Annotated in this window: 3 protein-coding genes and 1 pseudogene; 3 read left to right on the forward strand and 1 reads right to left on the reverse strand. The window is 63.4% G+C overall.

The features are described 5' to 3' along the window. The coding region (locus EN925_RS29410; RefSeq protein ID WP_128337120.1) for a DUF599 family protein at positions 1 to 590 on the reverse strand (590 nt) is incomplete at its 3' end. Between the two features lie 178 nt (positions 591 to 768). Between EN925_RS29410 and EN925_RS29415 the strand changes: the two genes are divergently transcribed. The 3 genes and pseudogenes from EN925_RS29415 to EN925_RS29425 form a co-directional block, all read left to right on the forward strand. After that, positions 769 to 2,172 carry an L-serine ammonia-lyase gene (locus tag EN925_RS29415; RefSeq protein ID WP_013531781.1) on the forward strand — a complete coding sequence of 468 codons (1,404 nt, stop codon included), beginning with the start codon at positions 769 to 771 and terminating at the stop codon, positions 2,170 to 2,172. A gap of 76 nt (positions 2,173 to 2,248) precedes the next feature. Beyond that, positions 2,249 to 2,686: a DUF1489 family protein gene (locus tag EN925_RS29420; RefSeq protein ID WP_013531780.1), complete on the forward strand. Its 438-nt coding sequence runs from the start codon at positions 2,249 to 2,251 to the stop codon at positions 2,684 to 2,686. Positions 2,687 to 2,770: 84 nt separating this feature from the next. Continuing rightward, positions 2,771 to 3,198 (forward strand): annotated as a pseudogene (locus EN925_RS29425) (VWA domain-containing protein); the annotation flags it as partial.

Here is a 3,198-nt window from a genome sequence, read left to right on the forward strand (position 1 = left end):
CCGAGATACCCGATCGAGAAGAACACGCCGCGCAGGCCGGAGTTGAAGTGCTTTCCGGCCAGCATGTTCATTTGCGCCGCACGCCACACCGCCGTTTCGGTGACCGGATTGCGCGAGGCTTCGCCATGCGGGATCGGTACGGCGCCGATCAGGATCGTGCAATAATTGAACAGCCGGTACGCCCAGCCGAATTTGAAGAACGAAAACGCCAGGATCAGCACCAGCCCAAACACCTTTATCTGGAAGGCCGCGCGCGACGGCGCGCCACCCAGAGGCAGGTCGCTGAGCACTTCAAGAACCCGGTCGGACGCGCCGAGCAGGGCAAAGCAGCCGCCGATCGCGATCAGCGAGCTGGAGGCGAAGAAGGCGGTGCCTTGCTGCAGCCCGCTCATGATGGCGGTGTCGACGATGCGGATCTCGCGCTCGGCCATGGTCCGCATCCAGGCTTGCCGCTGTGCATTCATCGCCGTCGTCAGCGACACCCGGCTGACAAGCTTGCCGTCGGAGGCAAACGTGTGCAGCAGCCACGCGACGAGGAAGAAGGCCAGCGCCGCGAGATCGGCTGTCGAAAGATCGAGGGAATCGCCCATGGCCTGAATTTATCACATTCAGCGCGATCGCTTCGATGTCCGCATACAGCGATCGTGCCAATGTCGCTGCCGGAGCAAACAAGGTCGGCGGGTGCAGCGCCGCGATTTCCAAAAGAGCGGAAACATCGTGGGAATTCCTATATGTAGTCCTCGACCTGACTCCAGGAGACAACGCCGCGTGTTCCTTTCGGTTTTCGACCTGTTCAAGATCGGCATAGGACCCTCGAGTTCGCACACGATGGGACCGATGACCGCCGCGGCGCGGTTTCTCGACGAGGTCGCGGGAAATGACTGGCCGCGCCCGGCGGGTGTGAAGGTCGACCGCCTTGGCGCCAGCCTGCACGGGTCACTCGCCTATACCGGCATCGGCCACGGCAGTGACCGCGCCGTCATGCTCGGCCTTGCCGGTCTGACGCCGCAGACGGTCGATCCCGACCAGGCCGATGGCATTGCCAGCCGCATCGCCGCCGAAAAGCGTATTTCGCCGCCCGGCCATCCCACCTATCGCTTCGATCCGGCCACCGATCTGGTGCTGGACCGCAAGACGCCGCTCACCGGCCACGCCAACGGCATGGCGTTCTACGCCTATGATTCCGGCGGCCGCCTGCTGCTCAAGCGCATCTATTATTCGATCGGCGGCGGCTTCGTGGTTTCCGAAGAGGAACTGCAGCGGATGAAGGCCAAGGGATCGGTGACGACGGAAGGCAAGAAAGTGCCTTATCCGTTCAAGAATGCGGTCGAGATGCTGGCCATGGCCGGCAAAAGCGGCCTTTCCATCGCCGACATGAAACGCGTCAACGAGGAGACGCAGATGACGCGCGAGGCGCTCGACGCCGGCCTCGACGGCATCTGGAGCGCCATGAAAGGCTGTATCGACCGTGGCCTGTCGCAGGACGGCATCATGCCGGGCGGGTTGAAGGTGCGCCGCCGTGCCCGCATGCTGCATGACAAGCTGCAGGAGCAATGGCAGCAGAACAAGCCCAATCCCTTGCTCGCCAATGACTGGCTGTCGATCTACGCCATGGCGGTGAACGAGGAAAACGCCGCTGGCGGCCGGGTCGTCACAGCGCCGACCAACGGTGCGGCCGGCACGCTGCCGGCGGTGCTGCGCTACTGGCTGCATTTCCATCCCGAGGCGGACCAGCCGAGCATTCGTGATTTCCTGCTGACGGCTGCTGCCGTCGGCGGCATCATCAAGACCAATGCTTCGATCTCCGGCGCCGAGGTCGGCTGTCAGGGCGAGGTCGGGTCGGCATCGGCAATGGCGGCGGCCGGCCTGTGCGCCGTCATGGGCGGTACGCCCGAGCAGGTCGAGAATGCCGCCGAGATCGCGCTCGAACACCATCTCGGCATGACCTGCGATCCGGTTGGCGGGCTGGTGCAGGTGCCGTGCATCGAGCGCAATGCGCTGGGCGCGGTCAAGGCGGTGACGGCAGCGTCACTGGCCATCAAGGGCGACGGCACCCATTTCGTACCTCTCGATGCAGCGATCGAGACCATGCGCCAGACCGGCCTCGACATGAACGAGAAGTACAAGGAAACCAGCCTGGGTGGGCTCGCCGTCAACGTCGTGGAATGCTGAAGGCTGGCCTAAACTGCCACTGTGGAGAAGTCGATCCGGTCGTTGACGCGTCCGCATGCGGGACTAACCTTAAGCGATGTCTCTCAATCTCATAAAACTCTGTGTCGGCTGCGACAGCGTCGAAGATCTCGAGGAGTGGATCGCCTTCCGCCTCGACGAGCGGCGGCGCGCCGGTGAGCCGGTCGAGCAATATCACACCACGCGCATGATGCCGACGCGCGGCGCCGAGGTCACCGATGGCGGTTCGCTCTATTGGGTGATCAAAGGCAATGTGCAGTGCCGCCAACTGATCACCGAGATCCGGCCGTTCACCGATAGTGAAGGCATCGGCCGCTGCCACCTGATTCTCGACCCCGAGGTTGTTCGAACCGACTGGCAGCCGCGCCGGGCCTTTCAGGGCTGGCGCTATCTGAAGCCGGCCGACGCGCCGCTCGATCTGGGCAAGGGCAAGGCCGGACTGATCGAGATGCCGCCGAAACTCAGGCGCGAGCTTGCCGACCTCGGCCTGCTCTGACCCCAGGTGGCATCACCGTCTGGCCCTTTGTGCCGCCCGATGTGGGGCTTGCAAGCGATGTGGCAACGCCACATCTTGTTTTTTATGAGCGATAAGAAGCAACCTGTGCCAGCGAGGACCAATCCTGCGCCGATCAAGCCCCAATCCAACGCCGGCGAGATCGACGCCTTCATTCGCCAGGCGAGGACACTTGCCGCATCGGCGACCGGTTCGGGCAGGCTGATCCTTGCTCTCGACGCGACGATGAGCCGCCAGCCGACATGGGATCTGGCCTGCACGCTGCAGGGCCAGATGTTCGACGCCGTCGGCAAGGCAGGAACCCTCAGCGTGCAACTGGTTTATTTTCGCGGTCTTGGCGAGTGCCGTTCGTCCGCTTTCGTGAGCGACACCAATGCCTTGAAGCAGCTGATGACGCGGATCGAGTGCCGCAGCGGTCATACCCAGATCGGCAAGGTGCTGGCGCATGCGTTGAAACAGACGGCAACCGCTAAGGTCAATGCGCTGGTCTATAT

Origin of the sequence: Mesorhizobium sp. M7A.F.Ca.US.006.04.2.1 (assembly GCF_004022915.1) — a bacterium.
Lineage (GTDB): Bacteria > Pseudomonadota > Alphaproteobacteria > Rhizobiales > Rhizobiaceae > Mesorhizobium > Mesorhizobium ciceri.